At 64.6% G+C, this 17,912-nt stretch carries 16 protein-coding genes; 12 read left to right on the top strand and 4 right to left on the bottom strand.

Features of this window, described 5'->3' with window-relative positions:
• The first annotated feature begins 4 nt into the window (after nt 1-4).
• The 7 genes from ACM43_RS24695 to ACM43_RS24665 all read left to right on the top strand — a co-directional run bounded on the left by ACM43_RS24695 (nt 5) and on the right by ACM43_RS24665 (nt 8,915).
• Nucleotides 5-688 carry an RNA-binding protein gene (locus ACM43_RS24695; protein WP_025032907.1) on the top strand — a complete coding sequence of 228 codons (684 nt, stop codon included), beginning with the start codon at nt 5-7 and terminating at the stop codon, nt 686-688.
• 70 nt (nt 689-758) lie between these two features.
• Nucleotides 759-3,467: a translation initiation factor IF-2 gene (gene infB / locus ACM43_RS24690; protein WP_157285962.1), complete on the top strand. Its 2,709-nt coding sequence runs from the start codon at nt 759-761 to the stop codon at nt 3,465-3,467.
• A gap of 155 nt (nt 3,468-3,622) precedes the next feature.
• On the top strand, nt 3,623-4,054 hold the full coding sequence (gene rbfA / locus ACM43_RS24685; protein WP_271543496.1) for a 30S ribosome-binding factor RbfA: 432 nt from the start codon (nt 3,623-3,625) through the stop codon (nt 4,052-4,054).
• Complete coding sequence (gene truB / locus ACM43_RS24680; protein WP_036009001.1) at nt 4,051-5,169, top strand: tRNA pseudouridine(55) synthase TruB; 1,119 nt, start codon at nt 4,051-4,053, stop codon at nt 5,167-5,169. Before rbfA ends, truB begins: the two co-directional genes overlap by 4 nt.
• 2 nt (nt 5,170-5,171) lie before the next feature.
• The gene (gene rpsO / locus ACM43_RS24675; RefSeq protein ID WP_008540131.1) at nt 5,172-5,441 is read left to right on the top strand and encodes a 30S ribosomal protein S15; all 270 of its coding nucleotides are present in this window, start codon (nt 5,172-5,174) and stop codon (nt 5,439-5,441) included.
• A 376-nt stretch (nt 5,442-5,817) separates the two neighbouring features.
• Nucleotides 5,818-7,980, top strand: coding sequence for a polyribonucleotide nucleotidyltransferase (pnp, locus tag ACM43_RS24670; RefSeq protein ID WP_271543493.1), 2,163 nt, complete (start codon nt 5,818-5,820; stop codon nt 7,978-7,980).
• 203 nt (nt 7,981-8,183) lie between these two features.
• A complete protein-coding gene (locus ACM43_RS24665; protein ID WP_271543491.1) occupies nt 8,184-8,915 on the top strand; it encodes a superoxide dismutase in 732 nt (243 codons plus the stop codon).
• Nucleotides 8,916-9,006: 91 nt separating this feature from the next.
• On the opposite strand, the gene katG is transcribed toward ACM43_RS24665, so the two are convergent.
• Entirely contained in the window at nt 9,007-11,172 is a 2,166-nt protein-coding gene (gene katG / locus ACM43_RS24660) for a catalase/peroxidase HPI (RefSeq protein ID WP_271543490.1), read from the bottom strand.
• Nucleotides 11,173-11,286: 114 nt separating this feature from the next.
• Here katG and ACM43_RS24655 point away from each other — a divergent pair, with 114 nt between their 5' ends.
• From ACM43_RS24655 to ACM43_RS24640, 4 genes are read left to right on the top strand one after another with little or no spacing between them, the layout of a single operon-like run.
• Nucleotides 11,287-12,213 (top strand): hydrogen peroxide-inducible genes activator, encoded by a 927-nt coding sequence (locus ACM43_RS24655; protein ID WP_271543488.1) that lies wholly within the window; start codon nt 11,287-11,289, stop codon nt 12,211-12,213.
• Nucleotides 12,214-12,220: 7 nt separating this feature from the next.
• On the top strand, nt 12,221-12,688 hold the full coding sequence (locus ACM43_RS24650) for a GNAT family N-acetyltransferase (protein WP_271543486.1): 468 nt from the start codon (nt 12,221-12,223) through the stop codon (nt 12,686-12,688).
• 47 nt (nt 12,689-12,735) lie between these two features.
• The gene (locus ACM43_RS24645; protein ID WP_271543484.1) at nt 12,736-13,599 is read left to right on the top strand and encodes a hypothetical protein; all 864 of its coding nucleotides are present in this window, start codon (nt 12,736-12,738) and stop codon (nt 13,597-13,599) included.
• Between the two features lie 12 nt (nt 13,600-13,611).
• Nucleotides 13,612-14,208: a glutathione S-transferase family protein gene (locus ACM43_RS24640; RefSeq protein WP_109141855.1), complete on the top strand. Its 597-nt coding sequence runs from the start codon at nt 13,612-13,614 to the stop codon at nt 14,206-14,208.
• Between the two features lie 129 nt (nt 14,209-14,337).
• Here ACM43_RS24640 and fabI read toward each other — a convergent pair whose 3' ends face one another.
• From fabI to fabA, 3 genes are all read right to left on the bottom strand, one after another.
• Complete coding sequence (gene fabI, locus ACM43_RS24635) at nt 14,338-15,135, bottom strand: enoyl-ACP reductase FabI (RefSeq protein ID WP_271543481.1); 798 nt, start codon at nt 15,133-15,135, stop codon at nt 14,338-14,340.
• A 138-nt stretch (nt 15,136-15,273) separates the two neighbouring features.
• A complete protein-coding gene (gene fabB, locus ACM43_RS24630; protein WP_036024480.1) occupies nt 15,274-16,497 on the bottom strand; it encodes a beta-ketoacyl-ACP synthase I in 1,224 nt (407 codons plus the stop codon).
• A 39-nt stretch (nt 16,498-16,536) separates the two neighbouring features.
• The gene (gene fabA, locus ACM43_RS24625) at nt 16,537-17,058 is read right to left on the bottom strand and encodes a bifunctional 3-hydroxydecanoyl-ACP dehydratase/trans-2-decenoyl-ACP isomerase (protein WP_036009034.1); all 522 of its coding nucleotides are present in this window, start codon (nt 17,056-17,058) and stop codon (nt 16,537-16,539) included.
• A gap of 346 nt (nt 17,059-17,404) precedes the next feature.
• Between fabA and irrA the strand changes: the two genes are divergently transcribed.
• Nucleotides 17,405-17,893: an iron response transcriptional regulator IrrA gene (irrA, locus tag ACM43_RS24620; protein ID WP_036009037.1), complete on the top strand. Its 489-nt coding sequence runs from the start codon at nt 17,405-17,407 to the stop codon at nt 17,891-17,893.
• The last annotated feature ends 19 nt before the right edge of the window (nt 17,894-17,912 follow it).

The following is a 17,912-nucleotide window of genomic DNA, read 5'->3' as shown; positions in this document are numbered from 1 at the left end:
CCGGATGCTTGCAGATTCCGACCTCGAACTTGACCATGGGCCGCGGACCGAAAGGTCCGCGACCATGCGCATGTGCGCGGTCAGCCGCGAGGTCCGGCCGATTGACGAGCTGATCCGCTTCGTCGCATCGCCTGACGGACAAATAGTTCCCGATCTCAAGCGCAAGCTGCCCGGACGCGGGATGTGGCTCACCGCCTCCCGCAAGACGGTTGCGGAAGCGGTGCGGCGTCACCAATTTAGCAAGGCCTTCAAGCGCGAGCTGCGCATCCCTCAGACGCTTCCCACCGACATCGAGGCGCTCCTGGTCCGGAGCGTGACCGAAGCCCTTGGGATCGCCGCCAAGGCGGGCCAGGTCGTGGCCGGTTTCGGCAAGGTCGAAAGCGCCCTTCGGGAAGGCACGGTCGAGGTCCTGATCCATGCCAGCGACGGGGCCGCGGACGGAATCCGCAAATTGGACATGCTGGCGCGTCAGAATGCCGGGAATCGCGGTGCTAAGGCGCAGATTCCCGTCGTCACCGCTCTGAAATCGGTAGAATTGGATTTGGCACTGACCCGGTCAAATGTGATACATGCTGCCCTGCTCGCGGGCCCGGCGAGCAAGTCATTCCTGTCACGTAGCCAGATCCTGGTCCGATACCGGATGGCGGACGACGACAAGACTGCCGAAAAACCCGGCCAGGATTTCTGAGAGACAACGACGACCCGATTGGATGGTGCGGCAACGCACAACACTGATAAATCAGGATTAGGACTGCTGAATGGTTGATACCAAGACCCCTGGCGACAAGAAGCTGAGCGTTCCGAGCAAGACGCTATCGCTCAAGCCGCGCGTCGAAACGGGCACCGTGCGCCAGAGCTTCAGCCATGGCCGCAGCAAGCAGGTCGTGGTCGAGAAGCGCGGCAAGCGCCGCATTGGCGACGGACCCGAGCCGCACGCGCCCGAGGTGACGGCAAAGCCCGCGCCGGCCGCACCCGCCGCGCCGCCGCGTCCGGCTCCGCCCCCGCCGCGCAACGCCGGTTCCGGCGTGGTGCTTCGCACGCTGACCGAAGATGAGCGTTCGGCCCGTGCCAGCGCGCTGGCCGACGCCAAGCTGCGCGAAGTCGAGGAGCGCCGCCAGGCCGAGGAAGAGGCTCAGCGCCGCGCCGCCCGTGAGGCTGCCGAGCGCGCCGAGCGCGAAGCCGCCGAATCCCGCCGCAAGGCCGAGGAAGAGCGCCACCGTCACGAGGACGAAGCCAAGCGCAAGGCCGAGACCGAGGCCAAGAAGCGTTTCGGCGAGGGTGAGCAGCCGACATCCGCCGCGCGCTCCGCGACCGCAACACCCGCCGCTTCCGCACCGCGCCCCGGTGCGCCTGCGTCCCGGCCTGGAACCACTACCACAGCGCGCCCGGGAACCACGACGGCGCGTCCTGCAACCACGACCGCGCAGCGTCCGGGTGGACCGGCTGGCCGCGGCCCCGCCGTTGCGGCCGAAGCTGACGACGACGAGGCGCCGCGCCAGATCCGTCGCGGTCCCGGCGGCGCCGCGCGTCCCGTGGTAGCCCCCAAGCCCACCCACAAGCCCGGCCCGCAGAAGGAGCGCGGCCGCCTGACCGTCGTCACCGCGCTCAATGCCGATGAGGTGCGCGAGCGCTCGATCGCCTCGTTCCGCCGCCGCACCCAGCGCCTGAAGGGGCACGCCTCGAATGAGCCGAAGGAAAAGCTCATCCGCGAAGTGGTCATTCCGGAAGCGATCACGATCCAGGAACTCGCCAACCGCATGTCCGAGCGCGCGGTCGACGTCATCCGCATGCTGATGAAGCAGGGCGCGATGCACAAGATCACCGACGTGATCGACGCCGACACCGCGCAGCTGATTGCCGAAGAGCTCGGCCACACCGTCAAGCGCGTTGCTGCGTCCGACGTTGAAGAAGGTCTGTTCGACGCTACCGACGATTCGACCGACACCGAGACCCGCTCGCCGGTGGTGACCGTCATGGGCCACGTCGACCACGGCAAGACTTCGCTGCTCGACGCGCTCCGTCACGCCAACGTGGTCTCCGGCGAAGCCGGCGGCATCACCCAGCACATCGGCGCCTATCAGGTGACATCGCCTGAAACCGGCAAGAAGATCACCTTCATCGACACGCCCGGCCACGCAGCGTTCACCGCGATGCGCGCCCGCGGCGCCAAGGTGACTGACATCGTCGTGCTGGTGGTCGCGGCCGATGACGGCGTGATGCCGCAGACGGTCGAAGCCATCAATCACGCCAAGGCGGCCGGCGTGCCGATCATCGTTGCCATCAACAAGATCGACAAGCCCGATGCCAAGCCCGAGCGCGTGCGCACCGAGCTGCTCCAGCACGAGGTGCAGGTGGAATCTTTCGGCGGCGAAGTCGTCGACGTCGAGGTGTCCGCCAAGAACAAGACCAATCTCGACAAGCTGCTCGAGATGATCGCGCTGCAGGCCGAAATCCTCGACCTCAAGACCAATTCGGAGCGTCCGGCCGAAGGCACCGTGATCGAGGCCAAGCTCGATCGCGGCCGTGGTCCGGTCGCGACCGTGCTGGTGCAGCGCGGCACGCTTCGCGTCGGCGACATCATCGTCGCCGGTGCCGAAATGGGCCGCGTCCGCGCGCTGATCTCCGATCAGGGCGAGACCGTGCAGGAGGCCGGCCCCTCGGTGCCGGTCGAGGTGCTCGGCTTCAACGGCCCGCCCGAGGCTGGCGATCGTCTCGCGGTGGTCGAGAACGAAGCCCGCGCCCGCCAGGTCACCAGTTACCGCGCGCACCAGAAGCGCGAGAACGCGGCAGCCTCGATCTCCGGCATGCGCGGCTCGCTCGAGCAGATGATGTCGCAATTGAAGACGGCGGGCCGCAAGGAATTCCCGCTGATCGTCAAGGCCGACGTGCAGGGTTCGCTGGAAGCCATCCTCGGCTCGCTGGAGAAGCTCGGCACCGACGAGGTCGCCGCCCGCATCCTGCATGCCGGCGTTGGCGGCATCTCGGAATCCGACGTGACGCTGGCCGAAGGCTTCAACGCCGCGATCATCGGCTTCTCGGTTCGCGCCAACAAGGAGGCCGCTGCGGCCGCCAAGCGCAACGGCATCGAGATCCGCTACTACAACATCATCTACGACCTCGTGGACGACGTGAAGAAGGCGATGAGCGGTCTGCTCGCGCCGACCTTGCGCGAAACCATGCTGGGCAATGCCGAGATCCTGGAGATCTTCAACATCTCCAAGGTCGGCAAGGTCGCCGGCTGCCGCGTCACCGACGGCACCGTGGAACGCGGCGCCAATGTGCGCCTGATCCGCGACAACGTCGTCGTGCACGAAGGCAAGCTGTCGACGCTGAAGCGCTTCAAGGACGAAGTGAAGGAAGTCCAGTCCGGCCAGGAATGCGGCATGGCCTTCGAGAACTACCACGACATGCGTGCCGGTGACGTGATCGAGTGTTATCGCGTGGAGACGATCCAGCGCTCCCTGTAAGTCCAAATCTTACCGAAGCGTTCGGATCTTTTTGAACTGAGATTGCGGGAGTGCGATGGCCGGATTTTTCCGGCCATCCACCCCTCTTCGTTTCAACAGGACAAATGACAATGCCCGTGTCCCAGATGCGGACATGACGAGGTGATATTCGAATAATGCCACGGCATCATCAGAAGAAGAGTTCCGCGCCCGGCGGCTCGCAGCGTCAGTTGCGCGTCGGCGAGCAGGTTCGCCACGCGATGGCCGATATTCTGGCGCAAGGCAATGTGCATGATGCCGACCTCGAAGGTCACATCATCACCGTGCCGGAGGTACGGATGTCGCCCGACCTGAAGCTCGCGACGGTCTACGTGATGCCGCTCGGTGGCCGCGACGCCGAGATCGTCATCGCTGCGCTCGAGCGCAACAAGAAGTTCTTGCGCGGCGAGGTCGCGCGGCGCGTTAACCTGAAATTTGCACCTGACATTCGCTTCCGCGTCGACGAACGATTCGACGAAGCGGAACGGATCGAGAAGCTTTTGCGAACGCCTGCGGTGCAGAAGGATTTGGAACAGGATCCGGATTCGGATCGGGAAGAAGAGCAATGACCATGGACCCCGCTCACGGCACGATCGGCGGCAACGACACCGATCAGCGCGACGCGCAGACCAACGATTTCGCGGAGATGGGCGGCAATTCGCAGCCGCATCAGGAGCCGCGCCGCGTCAACAACGATCCGCGGGCCAAGCAGCAGAAGGGCAACCAGGTCCGCCGCGACCGCCGCGACGTCCATGGCTGGGTCGTGCTCGACAAGCCGATCGGCATGACCTCGACGCAGGCGGTCGCCGTGCTCAAGCGCCTGTTCAACGCCAAGCGCGCCGGACACGCCGGCACGCTCGATCCGCTCGCCTCGGGCGGCTTGCCGATCGCACTCGGGGAAGCCACCAAGACCGTCCCCTTCGTGATGGACGGCCGCAAGCGCTACCGCTTCACGGTCTGCTGGGGCGAGGAGCGCGACACCGACGACATCGAGGGCCGGGTGACCGCGACCTCGGACCAGCGCCCGAGCCGGGAGGCGATCCTGGCCCTGCTGCCCCGCTTCACCGGGGTGATCGAGCAGATCCCGCCGCGCTATTCGGCGATCAAGGTCCAGGGCGAGCGCGCCTATGATCTCGCCCGCGACGGCGAAGTCGTGGAACTGGCCCCCCGCCCGGTCGAGATTCACCATTTAACCCTTGTCGATCAACCAGATAACGACCGGGCCGTGTTCGAGGCCGAATGCGGCAAGGGCACCTATGTCCGGGCGCTCGCCCGCGATATGGGCCGGATTCTCGGCACTTACGGCCATATTTGCGCGCTGCGGCGGACCCTGGTCGGCCCATTTGGCGAAAACGACATGATTCCGCTGGATCAGTTGGAGGCTTTGTGCGATAGAGCCGCGTCCGGCGAGGGCAGCCTCGCCGACGCGCTTTTGCCCGTTGAGACCGCGCTGGACGACATCCCGGCACTGGCCGTCACTCGGGCTGATGCGGCAAGGCTCCATCGGGGCCAGGCCGTTTTGTTGCGCGGACGGGATGCGCCCACTTGTAGCGGCACAGTCTATGTCACGGTGGCAGGCCGTCTTTTGGCGCTTGCCGAAGTTGGCAATGGCGAAATCATCCCCAAGCGTGTGTTCAACCTGACCGGCCTGACTGCCAGCCCCGGTCGCAACGAGAGAAATTGACGATGTCGATTGCCGCAGAACGCAAAGCGGAAGTCATCAAGACGAATGCCACCAAGGCCGGCGACACCGGCTCGCCCGAGGTTCAGGTCGCGATCCTGTCGGAACGCATCAACAACCTCACCAACCATTTCAAGACCCACGTGAAGGACAACCATTCGCGTCGCGGCCTCTTGAAGCTGGTCTCGACCCGCCGCTCGCTCCTCGACTATCTCAAGAAGAAGGACGAGGCGCGGTACAAGGCGCTGCTCGAGAAGCACAATATTCGTCGTTAAGAGTTCCTGCGCGCGCCACCGGCGCGCGTTTTCGCGCGTGGTTTCGAACGAAAGCGCTTGTTTTAAGCTTTTTGATCGAGGTTGCGCGCAAGTCGGATGCGGATTGTTGATTCGCCTCCGGGCATGATGAGCGAAGATCGAAGTTTCGGTGTTCGCATTCGTGCCGACTGACAGTCCAGCAGCAATCCGGCGGCTGGGCACAACGGGCAAGGCGCCCGTATGACCCGAAAGGATGGACGCCATCCGACATCCAAAAACCATGGCAGGATCGCAGGACGCTGATCATCCGCTCCGATCAGCGTCCCGCAATCTTGCGCATGGTTTTTGTTTTTCGAGAGCCGTCCCTTCTTTCGAGAACCCATGAAAGAAGACCTCTATGTTCAATAAGCATTCAGTCGAGATCGACTGGGGCGGACGCCCACTCAAGCTCGAAACCGGCAAGATCGCCCGCCAGGCCGACGGCGCCGTCGTCGCCACCTATGGCGAGACCGTGGTGCTCGCCACCGTCGTCGCGGCGAAGGCGCCGCGCGAAGGCGTCGACTTCCTGCCGCTGACGGTCGATTACCAGGAAAAGGCCTACGCTGCGGGCCGCATTCCCGGCGGCTATTTCAAGCGCGAGGGCCGTCCGACCGAGAAGGAGACGCTGGTCTCCCGCCTGATCGACCGACCGATACGCCCGCTATTCGTCGACGGTTGGCGCAACGAGACCCAGGTGATCGTCACCGTGCTGTCGCACGACATGGAGAACGATCCCGACGTCGTGGCGATGGTCGCGGCCTCCGCGGCGCTGACGCTGTCCGGCGTGCCGTTCAAGGGCCCGATCGGCGCGGCCCGCGTCGGCTTCGCCAATGACGAGTTCATTCTCAACCCGACGCTCGACGAGATGGTCGACACCCAGCTCGACCTCGTCGTCGCCGGCACTGCCGACGCCGTGCTGATGGTGGAATCGGAAGCCAAGGAACTGAACGAAGACATCATGCTCGGCGCGGTGATGTTCGGTCACCGCCACTTCCAGCCGGTCATCAACGCGATCATCGAGCTCGCCGAGAAGGCCGCCAAGGAGCCGCGCGAAGTCACCGTCATCGACAACGCCGCGCTCGAGAAGGAGATGCTCGGCCTGGTCGAGCAGGAGCTGCGCGCCGCCTACGCGATTCCGATCAAGCAGGAGCGTTATGCCGCCGTCGGCGTCGCCAAGGAAAAGGTGATGGCCCACTACTTCCCGGAGGGCCAGGAGTCGAAATACGACAAGCTCCGTGTCGCCGGCGTGTTCAAGGAGCTCGAGGCCAAGATCGTTCGCTGGAACATCCTCGACACTGGCAAGCGCATCGACGGCCGCGACAGCAAGACGGTGCGCAACATCGTCGCCGAAGTCGGCGTGCTGCCCCGCGCCCACGGCTCGGCGTTGTTCACCCGCGGCGAGACCCAGGCGATGGTCGTGACCACGCTCGGCACCGGCGAGGACGAGCAGTACATCGACGCGCTGTCCGGAACCTACAAGGAAACGTTCCTGCTGCACTACAACTTCCCGCCCTATTCGGTCGGCGAGACCGGCCGCCTCGGCGGCACCAAGCGCCGCGAGATCGGCCACGGCAAGCTGGCCTGGCGCGCGATTCGTCCGGTGCTGCCGCCGCACCATGAATTCCCCTACACCACGCGCGTGGTGTCGGAGATCACCGAGTCCAACGGCTCGTCCTCGATGGCTTCGGTCTGCGGCGCCTCGCTGGCGCTGATGGATGCGGGCGTGCCGCTGAAGCGGCCGACCGCGGGCATCGCGATGGGCCTGATCCTCGAAGACAAGCGCTTTGCGGTTCTCTCGGACATCCTCGGCGACGAGGACCATCTCGGCGACATGGACTTCAAGGTCGCCGGCACGGAAGCGGGCATCACCTCGCTCCAGATGGACATCAAGATCGAGGGCATCACCGAAGAGATCATGAAGGTCGCGCTGGCTCAGGCCAAGGACGGCCGCATCCATATCCTCGGCGAGATGGCCAAGGCCCTCACCGCGGCCCGCGCCGAGCTCGGCGAATACGCGCCGCGCATCGAGACCTTCAAGATCGCCACCGACAAGATCCGCGAAGTGATCGGCACCGGCGGCAAGGTGATCCGCGAGATCGTCGAGAAGACCGGCGCCAAGGTCAACATCGAGGACGACGGCACCGTGAAGGTCGCCTCCAGCGACGGCGAGGCGATGAAGGCGGCGATCAAGTGGATCAAGTCGATCGCGTCCGATCCGGAAGTCGGCCAGATCTATGACGGCACTGTCGTCAAGGTGATGGAGTTCGGCGCCTTCGTGAACTTCTTCGGTTCCAAGGATGGTCTCGTCCACATCAGCCAGCTCGCGGCCAACCGCGTGCAGAAGACCTCCGACGTCGTCAAGGAAGGCGACAAGGTCAAGGTCAAGCTGCTCGGCTTCGACGACCGCGGCAAGACCCGCCTGTCGATGAAGGTGGTCGACCAGACCACGGGCGAAGACCTCGAAGGCAAGGACAAGGGCGGCGAGGGCGAGAAGGCCCCGCGCGAAGCCGCCGGCGAGTAAGGCCTCGCGACAGTCCGGAAACGCGAAGGGCGGCCGAGAGGCCGCCCTTTTTCTTTGCCGTGCCGCCTGCATCATCGCAGGCCATGCGCGCTTCCGCCGCAGCGTCGGAGTGACCGCGTTCGAAACCCGGAATGGCTGGTGTTGCGTAACTATCGTACCGCCGTACGCTTCATCAGCGGATCGTCCCAAGACAGGAGAACCAAATGACGTCCATATCCCGGCGCCGCCTCATGTTCACTGCAACCGGCCTCGTCGCGGCTGCCGCTGCCCCGCGCATGGCGTTTGCGCAAGCCGCCGCGGCGTCCGCAGGGCCGTTCAAGCTCGATCCTTTGGCCTATCCGGCGAATGCGCTGGAACCGCATATCGATGCCAAGACGATGGAGATTCATCACGGCCGCCATCACCAGGCGTTCATTACCAACCTGAACAATTTCGCGAAGGACAATCCCCAGATCGCTGGAAAGCCGGTCGGCGAGGTGCTCGGCAATCTCGGCGCCGTACCCGACGCGATCCGCACCGGCGTCCGCAACAACATGGGAGGCCACGCCAACCACACGATGTTCTGGCAGATCATGGGACCGAACGGCGGCAAGCCGGAAGGCGCCCTGCTCGCCGCGATCGACAGCGATCTCGGTGGCATGGAGAAATTGCAAACCGACTTCAACGCTGCCGGCGGACGGGTCTTCGGCTCGGGCTGGGTGTTCGTGACTGTCAGCAAGGATGGCAAGCTCGCCATCGAAACGCGACCCAACCAGGACAATCCGATGATGGACGGCAAGCGGGCGCTGCTCGGCAATGACGTCTGGGAGCACGCCTACTATCTGAACTACCAGAACCGGCGCGCCGACTATCTCAAGGCATGGTGGAACACGGTGAACTGGAAGGCGGTGGGCGAGCGCTACGCTGCCGCGAAGGCCGGCACACTCGACGTGTGAGCACAATCGGAAACCATAAAAAGGGCGGCCTCTCGGCCGCCCTTTCTCGTGACTACTGCGCTCTCTCTCGCAAGCGGGAGAGGTGTCATCCTCACGCCGCGAGGTCGTAGCGGTCGAGGTTCATCACCTTGGTCCAGGCCTTGGCGAAATCCTTGACGAACTTCTCCTTGGAGTCCGAGGTGGCATAGACCTCGGCGAAGGCGCGAAGCTGGGAGTGTGCGCCGAAGATGAGATCGACGCGGGTGCCGGTCCACTTCACCGCATTGGTCTTGCGATCGCGTGCCTCATAGGTGCCATCGGCAGCGGCCGTCCACTGCGCGCTCATGTCGAGCAGGTTGACGAAGAAGTCGTTGCTCAGCGTTCCCACCTTGGTGGTGAGCACGCCGTGCTTCGAACCGTTCGCGTTGGCGCCGAGCACACGCAGGCCGCCGACCAGAACCGTCATCTCGGGACCTGTGAGTCTGAGCAGCTGCGCGCGATCGACCAGAGCTTCCTCCTGCTGCATGAACTGATGCCGCTTGCCGATGTAGTTGCGGAAGCCATCGGCGCGCGGCTCCAGCGGTGCGAACGAGGCCGCGTCCGTCTGCTCCTGCGAAGCATCCATGCGGCCCGGCGTGAAGCCGACCTTGACGTCGACGCCGGCATCCTTGGCAGCCTTCTCGACTGCGGCGGTGCCGCCGAGCACGATCAGGTCCGCCAGTGAGACCTTCTTGGCGCCAGACGACGCGTTGAAGTCCTTCTGGATGGCTTCGAGCTTGCCGAGCACCTTGGCGAGCTGGGCCGGCTCGTTGACCTCCCAGTCCTTCTGCGGAGCAAGGCGGATGCGCGCACCGTTGGCGCCGCCGCGCTTGTCCGAGCCGCGGAACGTCGAGGCCGAGGCCCAGGCCGTCGAGACCAACTCCGGCACCGTCAGGCCCGAGGCCAGGATCTTCGACTTGAGAGCCGCGATGTCCTGCTCACTGACCAGCTCGTGGTTCACGGCCGGAATCGGATCTTGCCAGATCAGCGTCTCCTTCGGCACCAGCGGGCCGAGATAGCGCTGGATCGGCCCCATGTCGCGATGGGTGAGCTTGAACCAAGCACGGGCGAAGGCGTCCGCGAACTGATCCGGGTTCTCCAGGAAGCGACGCGAGATCTTCTCGTAGGCGGGATCGAAGCGCAGCGAGAGGTCCGTCGTCAGCATGGTCGGCCGATGCTTCTTCGACTTGTCGAAAGCATCGGGGATGATCGCCTCCGCGTTCTTGGCCACCCACTGGTTGGCGCCGCCCGGGCTCTTGGTCAGCTCCCATTCGAAGTTGAACAGGTTCTCGAAGAAGTTGTTGCTCCACTTCGTCGGCGTCTTCGTCCACGTGACCTCGAGACCGCTGGTGATCGCATCACCCGAGTGGCCCGTGGCGTGCTTACTCTTCCAGCCGAGGCCCTGATCTTCCAGCGCGCCGGCTTCCGGCTCCGGGCCGACCAGCGAGGGATCGCCGGCGCCATGGGTCTTGCCGAAGCTGTGGCCGCCGGCGATCAGCGCGACGGTCTCCTCGTCGTTCATCGCCATGCGGGCGAAGGTCTCGCGAATGTCCTTGGCTGCGGCGACCGGGTCCGGCTTGCCGTTCGGACCTTCCGGATTGACGTAGATGAGGCCCATCTGCACGGCGCCGAGCGGCTCGGCGAGCTGGCGTTCGCCGCTGTAGCGCTCATCGCCGAGCCAGGTGCCTTCGGGACCCCAATAGAGTTCTTCCGGCTCCCAGACGTCGACGCGGCCGCCCGCAAAGCCGAACGTCTTGAAGCCCATCGATTCCAGCGCGACGTTGCCGGCGAGCACCATCAGATCGGCCCAGGAAATCTTGCGGCCGTATTTCTGCTTGATCGGCCACAGCAGACGGCGTGCCTTGTCGAGGTTGGCGTTGTCGGGCCAGCTGTTGAGCGGGGCGAAACGCTGCTGACCGGCGCCGGCGCCACCGCGGCCGTCGGTGGTGCGGTAGGTGCCCGCGCTGTGCCAGGCCATGCGGATCATGAGACCGCCATAGTGGCCGAAGTCGGCGGGCCACCATTCCTGCGAGTCCGTCATCAGGGCGGTCAGGTCCTTGATGACCGCATTCAGGTCGAGTGACTTGAACTCCTTGGCATAATCGAAGTCCTTGTCCATCGGATCGGACTTGTCCGAATTCTTGTGCAGCACCTCGATGTTGAGCTGCGTCGGCCACCAATCGCGGTTTGTGCGCGTGGGTTTTCCGCCCGAAAACGGGCACTTCGAAGTGTCGTCCATGAATACCTCCTCTGGCGGCGTCGAACTCGCGCCCTTGACCAGGTAGAACCACTCTAAGCGCAGCGTCCTATCAGGGGAAGTTGACTTTAGTGATCGCTGCGATAGGATTTTCTGATGATAAATCTGACGCTGCGCCAGCTCCGGTATTTCGACGCGCTGGCCCGTCACGGCCATTTCGGCCGCGCGGCCGAGTCCTGCTCGATCTCGCAGCCGGCCCTGTCAATGCAGATCAAGGAGCTGGAGGAGGCGCTGGGCGGCCTGCTGCTGGAGCGCAGCGCCCGCCAGGTCGCGCTGACCCGGTTCGGCGAGGAGCTGGCGCAACGGGTCCGCGACATCCTGCGCTCGGTCGACGAGCTCGGCGATTTTGCGCGCGCTTCGCAAGACCGCTTCGCCGGCCGCCTGCGCATCGGCATGATCCCGACCATCGCACCCTACCTGCTGCCCAAGATCACCAAGAATCTCACGCGCATGCATCCGGAGCTCGACATCCGCGTGCGCGAGACCATGACGCCGCGGCTGATCCAGGAACTGGTGGAAGGACGGCTCGACACCGCCATCGTGGCGCTGCCGGTGTCGGAGCCCTCGCTCACCGAGGTCGCGCTGTTCGAGGAGAAATTTCTGCTGGTGCGGCCGGGCGCCGATGAAGGCACACCGGTGCCGTCACGCGAGATGATGCGCGAGATGCGGCTTCTGCTGCTCGAGGAGGGGCACTGTTTCCGCGACCAGGCGCTGTCGTTCTGCAACATGCAGGCCGCGCCGCCGCGCGAGATGCTGGATGCGAACTCGCTGTCGACGCTGGTGCAGATGGTCAGCGCCGGCATCGGCGTCACCCTGATCCCGGAGATGGCGGTGCCGGTGGAGACGCGGTCCGCCTCGGTCTCGCTGGCGCGCTTCCGCGACCCCGAGCCGTCGCGCACCATCGGCATGGTCTGGCGCAAGACCAGCCCGTTGGCGCGGCAGCTGCTGCAGATTTCCGAGGTGGTGTGCCTGTCGGCCGGCAAGGTGCGCGCGCGGCAATCCCTGCGCAGCCAGAAGGCTTGATCGGCGGATGTCGCATCCGGTCATCCGCCCCGCCCGCGCGGATGAGTACGACGAGATCGGGCGCGTCTGGATGGAGAGCTGGGTCTCGACCGGGCTCGCCGAAGCCAGCGACTTCCTGCTGGCGAACCTGCGGGCGCGCATACGGCGCGAGATCGAGAACGGCTGGAGCCTGTTCGTCGCCGACGATCGCGGCACGATCGCCGCGATGCTGGCGCTGCATCTGCCAAAGCTCTATCTCGACATGCTGTTCGTCGCGCCCGCCTATCAGGGGCAATCCCTCGGGCGGAAGCTGCTCGCCTTCACGCGCACGCAAATGCCCGACGAGATGTATCTGCGCTGCGTCCGCGAGAACGAAAAGGCCTGGCGCTGGTACGAACGCGAAGGCTTTGTGCTCGAGAAGGAAGAGATCGAGCCGTCGAACGGGTTCGTGATGAAGTGTTACCGGTGGAACCGGCCACGGCCAGGCGGCGGGTAGGACGAGCGGGTCTTCACCTTGCGGTTGCAATCGGCCCGCACTAGTAGATGTCTCTCGTCGACGAGAATATACCGGAAGCCGCAACCCGCATCAGCCGTCCCATGTTTCGCATCTGCTTGACTACGATCTTTCTGTTCGGGCTCATCGCAGGCGCGGCGGCCCAATCCGCTCCATCACCGGCTCGGCCAGCCAAGAGCGCCACGCCGAAAGCCCCCTCGAGCTCCAAACAGCCTGCCGCTGCGGATGCAGGACCGTGCGGGATTGGCCTTATTTCCGTCGTCGGCAACCGGTTCGGTGTTCAGCAGGTTGGCTTCACCATGTTTGGCAACGAGTACGCGCCCGTCGCGATCGATGGTTGGAGACTTGATGACATCGTCATGTCGCGGGTTCGCGCGGCCGCGTCCGGCAAATCCGTCAAGCGCCTCGCTTATTCGCCGAGCGCCTGGGCGCAGGCCGGTGGATCCGGATCGCCGATGCTGAGACGAAACCAGGAGCGACAGGAATTCGTTCAGCAGAGCGCGGCAGGCACCAAATGTCAGCTCTATGTCCTGGTCGAGAGATTCCAGAACGGCTTCAGCAACACGAACCAATCTGTCGAGGGATTTGGCATCGTGAAGTGGGGCAATCCCATCAAGCGACGCACGTTCCTGTTCGCGCTGACCTATATCACCGTGTACGACGGACAGTCGTTCGAGGTCGTCAAGAAAGGCGCGGCGTCAACGGATGCCGAACCCATGATATCACGCTTGATCGGGATCAACCCGATCAGCGGCCCCAACAAGGAATTGGATGAGACGGCCTTTCCGGCGTCTGCCAACGAGGTGGCGGGCAACCACGCGCTGCGCGATGGTGTCCGCACGCTGCTGACGACGAGTCTCGACAAGACGCTACCTCAGCTGCTCCAGCAATGAAGGTTCCCCGCCATGATCAAGCTCTATTGGTCGCCCCGCTCGCGCTCGTTCACGACGCTCTGGCTGATGGAGGAGAGCGGCCTGCCCTATGAGCGCGTGCTGACCGACATCTCGACCGGCGCGCAGAAGGCGCCGGACTATCTGAAGATCAACCCGATGGGCAAGGTGCCGGCGCTGACCGACGGCGATGCCGCGCTCGCCGAAGCCGCGGCGATCTGCGCCTACATCGCAGACCGCTATCCCGAGACCAAGCTCGCACCCGCCGTGACCGACCCGCGCCGCGCGCGCTACTTGCAATGGCTGTTCTTCTCTCCGGGCTGCATCGAGCCGGCCATCACCCAGATCTTCACCAAGATCGAGATCCCGACCTCGACGGCGGCCTGGGGCAGCGCCACGCAGGTGTTCGACGTGCTGGAAGCCGCGCTCGAAAAGGGTCCGTGGATTCTCGGCGAGGAATTTTCCGCCGCCGACGTCGTGATCGGCGCCGGCCTGAATTTCGCGGTACGCCTGTTCAAGATGGTGCCGTCGCGCCCCGCGTTCGATGCTTACCTCGCGCGCTGCACGGCGCGGCCGGCGTTCCAGCGCGCGGAGAAGATCGCGGCGGGATAGACAAGCTCAGGATTTGTAGGGTGGGCAAAGCGAAGCGTGCCCACCACCTTGCGTCGCGATCCTTGAGAGCTCGTGGGCACGGCGCGAAGGGCGCGCCTTTGCCCACCCTACAAGAGCTACGAAAGCATCCTATTCCGACTTCAAATCATCCGGCCGCGGCATCAGGATGACGTTGTAGCCCGAATCCACATAATGGATCTCGCCGGTCACGCCGCCGGACAGATCCGACAGCAGATACAGCGCCGAGCCGCCGAGCTCGTCGAGCGTGACGCCGCGGCGGAGCGGCGCGTGCTTCTGCATGAAGGCGAACATTGCGCGCGCCTCACCGATACCGGAGCCGGCGAGGGTGCGGATGGGGCCGGCGGAGATCGCATTGACGCGGATGCCGCGCGGTCCGAAATCAGCGGCGAGATAGCGCACGGAAGCCTCCAGCGCCGCCTTGGCCACGCCCATCACGTTGTAGTTCGGCATCGCGCGCTCCGAGGCGCCGAAGGTCAGCGTGATCATGCTGCCGCCTTCCGTCATCAGCTCGGCGGCGCGCTTTGCGACCTCCGTGAACGAGAAACAGGAGATCACCATGGTGCGCGAAAAATTCTCGCGGCTGGTGTCGGCGTAGCGGCCCTTCAGCTCGTTCTTGTCGGCAAAGCCGATCGCATGGATCACGAAGTCGAGCCCGCCCCACTTTTCGCGGAGCACCGCGAAGGTGGCATCGACGCTGGCGATGTCCTCGACGTCGCAAGGCAGCACCAGATCGACGCCGAGCTGCTCTGCCAGCGGCTTGACGCGCTTGCCGAGCGCCTCGCCCTGGAAGGTGAAGGCAAGCTCGGCGCCGTGGGCATGCAGCGTCCTCGCCATGCCCCAGGCGATGGAATGATCATTGGCAATGCCCATGATCAAACCGCGCTTGCCTTTCATCAGACCTTCCATTGCCTCGCGGCTCCTTATCATTCCGACGTCATCGCCCGCGCAGGCGGGCGATCCAGTATTCCGAGACAGTCGTGGTAGTCGTGAGGGCACGGCGTACTGGATGCCCCGCCTTCGCGGGGCACGACAGCGTCGCTGAAATCACGCATCCAGCCGGCTGAACACCAGGGTCGCGTTGGTGCCGCCGAAGCCGAACGAGTTCGACAGCACCGTGCCGATCTTGGCGTTGTCGATGCGCTTGCGCACGATCGGCATGTCGGCGAACACGGGATCGAGCTCCTGGATGTGCGCGCTCTCGCAGATGAAACCGTTGTTCATCATCAGCAGCGAATAGATCGCTTCCTGCACGCCGGTGGCGCCGAGGGAGTGGCCGGTCAGTGCCTTGGTCGCCGAGATCGGCGGGCACTTCTCGCCGACGCCGAATACTTTGCGGATCGCCTCGATCTCCGGCGGGTCGCCGGCCGGCGTCGAGGTCGCGTGCGGGTTGATGTAGTCGACCTTGGTCTTCACCGTCGACATCGCCATGCGCATGCAGCGCTCGGCGCCTTCGCCCGACGGCGCCACCATGTCGTGGCCGTCAGAGGTCGCGCCATAGCCGACGACCTCGCCGTAGATGCGCGCGCCGCGCGCCTTGGCATGCTCGAGCTCTTCCAGCACCAAGACGCCGGCGCCGCCGGCGATGACGAAGCCGTCGCGATTGAGGTCGTAGGGACGCGAGGCCGTGGCCGGCGTGTCGTTGTACTTCGAGGACATCGCGCCCATGGCGTCGAACAGCACCGACAGCGACCAGTCCAGCTCCTCGCAGCCGCCGGCGAAGATGACGTCCTGCTTGCCGATCTGGATGGTCTCATAGGCATTGCCGACGCAATGGTTCGAGGTCGCGCAGGCCGAGGAGATCGAATAGTTCACGCCCTTGATCTTGAACCAGGTCGCGAGCGTCGCGGACGCCGTGGAGGACATCGCCTTCGGCACCGCAAACGGGCCGACGCGCTTCGGTCCCTTGGAGCGGGTGATGTCGGCGGCTTCGACGATGGTGCGCGCCGAGGGGCCGCCGGAGCCCATGATGATGCCGGTGCGGATGTTGGAGACTTCGTCGGGCGACAGGCCGGAATCCTGGATCGCCTGCTCCATCGCGATGTGATTCCACGCCGCGCCCTGGCCGAGGAAGCGCATCGCACGGCGGTCGACCACCGTCGACGGATCGAGCGACGGCTCGCCTTGCACCTGCGAACGGAAGCCGAGCTCGGCATATTTCTCAGCCCGCGAAATGCCCGACTTCGCCTCGTGAAGGCTCGCAAGCACTTCCTGGGTGTTGTTTCCGATCGACGAGACGATGCCCATCCCGGTGACCACAACCCGCCTCATGACAGCCTCGCCTCAATCGTTGTCTTCTTAGTGATGCGCTCAGCCCAGGCTCGTGCCCTGCTTGAACAGGCCGACCTTCAGATCCTTGGCGCGATAGATAATCTGGTCATCGACCGAAAGCCACCCGTCGGCGATGCCGAGCACGAGCTTCGAACGCATCACGCGCTTGATATCGACGTTGTACACAACCTTGCGGGCGTCGGTCAGCACCTGGCCGCCGAACTTCAGCTCGCTCAGGCCAAGCGCCCGGCCGCGGCCTTCCCCCCCGCTCCAGCCGAGGTAGAAGCCGACCATCTGCCACAGCGCATCGAGTCCGAGGCAGCCGGGCATGACCGGATCGTTCTTGAAATGGCAGCCGAAGAACCAGAGGTCGGGCTTCACGTCGAGCTCGGCGCGCACCAGACCCTTGCCGAACTCACCGCCATTGTCGTTGATGTCAGTGATGCGGTCGAACATCAGCATCGGCGGCAGCGGCAGCTGGGCGTTGCCTGGGCCGAACATCTCGCCGCGGGCACAGGCCAGCAGATCTTCGTAGTCGTAACCGTTGCGCCTGTTCAGCATTCACGAGCCTCTGTTCAAATCCCGATTGAGCGGCGTTCCTGGCGAAAATGGGCCCGTCTGATCGGACCGCCAATCGCCACCGCCGGCCGCGACTTGCGCAAGCTTCGCATGGATTGCCGACCGGGCCTCCATGCCCGGCTGCGCCAAAATCGGCTAAGCGGAACCGCGCGCTCTCTAACACACGCCATTTCGGGTGGCAAAGCGCAGAGATGAAGGTAAAATGACGCGCTCCCCAACCGGTTCCGAGCCTGATTAGAACGTCTCTAGTTGCGAGAAACTTGCATCTGCATCTTTCTCTTCTTATGTTACAGGGAGATATTGTTCACGCGTGCCCGAAATCTTGGAAATGAACGAGAATACCGCGTCCCAACACGACGACGACCATGCCGCGGCCCTCCTGTCCGGCCGCCAGCCGGCCCTGACCGGGTGTCCCTGGCACGACGTCAACGAAATGCTGCAGTCCGCGGGGTTGCGGCCGACGCGCCAGCGCATGGCGCTGGGCTGGCTGCTGTTCGGCAAGGGCGCACGCCACCTCACGGCTGAAATGCTCTACGAGGAAGCCACCCTCGCCAAGGTCCCGGTGTCGCTGGCGACCGTCTACAACACGCTGAACCAGCTCACCGATGCCGGTCTGCTGCGCCAGGTCAGCGTCGACGGCACCAAGACCTATTTCGACACCAACGTCACCACCCACCACCACTATTATCTCGAGAACAGCCACGAGCTGGTCGACATCGAGGATCCGCATCTGGCGCTGTCCAAGATGCCGGAGGTGCCCGAGGGCTACGAGATCTCCCGCATCGACATGGTCGTGCGCCTGCGCAAGAAGCGCTGAGATCGATTCAAACTGCCGA

This window comes from Bradyrhizobium sp. CCBAU 45321, from assembly GCF_028128975.1.
GTDB lineage: Bacteria > Pseudomonadota > Alphaproteobacteria > Rhizobiales > Xanthobacteraceae > Bradyrhizobium > Bradyrhizobium yuanmingense.
Note: the sequence above shows the minus strand (reverse complement) of the source record. Positions and strands in the feature narration are given on the sequence as shown.

Excerpts from the sequence above, each read along its gene's own strand:
- ACM43_RS24695 (WP_025032907.1), top strand. The coding sequence starts at position 5 with ATGCTTGCAGATTCCGACCTCGAACTTGACCATGGGCCGCGGACCGAA.
- infB (WP_157285962.1), top strand. The coding sequence starts at position 759 with ATGGTTGATACCAAGACCCCTGGCGACAAGAAGCTGAGCGTTCCGAGC.
- rbfA (WP_271543496.1), top strand. The coding sequence starts at position 3,623 with ATGCCACGGCATCATCAGAAGAAGAGTTCCGCGCCCGGCGGCTCGCAG.
- truB (WP_036009001.1), top strand. The coding sequence starts at position 4,051 with ATGACCATGGACCCCGCTCACGGCACGATCGGCGGCAACGACACCGAT.
- rpsO (WP_008540131.1), top strand. The coding sequence starts at position 5,172 with ATGTCGATTGCCGCAGAACGCAAAGCGGAAGTCATCAAGACGAATGCC.
- pnp (WP_271543493.1), top strand. The coding sequence starts at position 5,818 with ATGTTCAATAAGCATTCAGTCGAGATCGACTGGGGCGGACGCCCACTC.
- ACM43_RS24665 (WP_271543491.1), top strand. The coding sequence starts at position 8,184 with ATGACGTCCATATCCCGGCGCCGCCTCATGTTCACTGCAACCGGCCTC.
- katG (WP_271543490.1), bottom strand. The coding sequence starts at position 11,172 with ATGGACGACACTTCGAAGTGCCCGTTTTCGGGCGGAAAACCCACGCGC.
- ACM43_RS24655 (WP_271543488.1), top strand. The coding sequence starts at position 11,287 with ATGATAAATCTGACGCTGCGCCAGCTCCGGTATTTCGACGCGCTGGCC.
- ACM43_RS24650 (WP_271543486.1), top strand. The coding sequence starts at position 12,221 with ATGTCGCATCCGGTCATCCGCCCCGCCCGCGCGGATGAGTACGACGAG.
- ACM43_RS24645 (WP_271543484.1), top strand. The coding sequence starts at position 12,736 with ATGTCTCTCGTCGACGAGAATATACCGGAAGCCGCAACCCGCATCAGC.
- ACM43_RS24640 (WP_109141855.1), top strand. The coding sequence starts at position 13,612 with ATGATCAAGCTCTATTGGTCGCCCCGCTCGCGCTCGTTCACGACGCTC.
- fabI (WP_271543481.1), bottom strand. The coding sequence starts at position 15,135 with ATGGAAGGTCTGATGAAAGGCAAGCGCGGTTTGATCATGGGCATTGCC.
- fabB (WP_036024480.1), bottom strand. The coding sequence starts at position 16,497 with ATGAGGCGGGTTGTGGTCACCGGGATGGGCATCGTCTCGTCGATCGGA.
- fabA (WP_036009034.1), bottom strand. The coding sequence starts at position 17,058 with ATGCTGAACAGGCGCAACGGTTACGACTACGAAGATCTGCTGGCCTGT.
- irrA (WP_036009037.1), top strand. The coding sequence starts at position 17,405 with ATGAACGAGAATACCGCGTCCCAACACGACGACGACCATGCCGCGGCC.